Raw genomic sequence first — 820 nt, forward strand, 5'->3', positions numbered from 1 at the left:
CATTTGTAGGGTTTTGCAAGAGGCTATCGCCCTAGCAGGCATGTGTTTCCTTCGAGTGGATGCTCAGGCGTGCCGAGCTGCCTGATTCGGCCCGCGCGCCGCGCGGTTCGAACTAACGGCAGGGCGTGATCCGTCTCAAGCCGCTGGGCGCGTGATGGCTCCTGACTAAACCCGCTGAACAGACGGCGCTGGTGGCAGGCGCCATGTTCGCCCTTGCCCAAGAGGCCGGGTTTCCCGAAGGCGTCGTGAACCTTGTCTATGCATCGGAAGGCGATGCGGTCGGCCGCGAACTGTGCACCAATCCGAAGGTCCGCAAGATCAGCTTCACCCGCTCAGGTCGGCCGCCTGCTGATGCGCCAGTGCTCGGATCAGATCAAGAAGGTCAGCATCGAGCTCGGCGGCAACGCTCCTTTCATGGTCTTTGACGATGCCGATATCGACGCGGCGGTTGACGGTGCGATCCAGGCGAAGTTCCGCAATGCCGGCCAGACCTGCGTTTCCGCAAATCGCCTCTACGTCCAGTCAAGGATTCATGAGGAATTCGTCGACAAATTCGTGGAGAAGGTCCGCCACCTCCCGGTTGGCGACGGCTTTGATCCGGGAGCTATTGGACCCCTGATCGACAGGCATGCGCTGGCCAAGATCGAAACCTATATCGTCGATGCCTTCGCAAAAGGCGGCATAGTTCGATGCGGGGGAAATCGCACTGGTGAAAAGGGCACGTTTTTCCAGCCGACGGTGCTCACCGAGATCTCCCGCGAGATGATGGTTGCGCAAGCGGAGACATTCGGGCCATTGGCGCCGTTCATCTGTTTTGACG

The 820-nt window shown here is 60.0% G+C and carries 1 pseudogene; it reads left to right on the plus strand.

Annotated elements, in window-relative coordinates:
• Window positions 1-158: 158 nt before the first annotated feature.
• A pseudogene (locus tag EOA27_RS38525) lies at window positions 159-820 on the plus strand (aldehyde dehydrogenase family protein); the annotation flags it as partial.

The sequence above is a fragment of the Mesorhizobium sp. M2A.F.Ca.ET.037.01.1.1 genome, assembly GCF_003998075.1.
GTDB lineage: Bacteria > Pseudomonadota > Alphaproteobacteria > Rhizobiales > Rhizobiaceae > Mesorhizobium.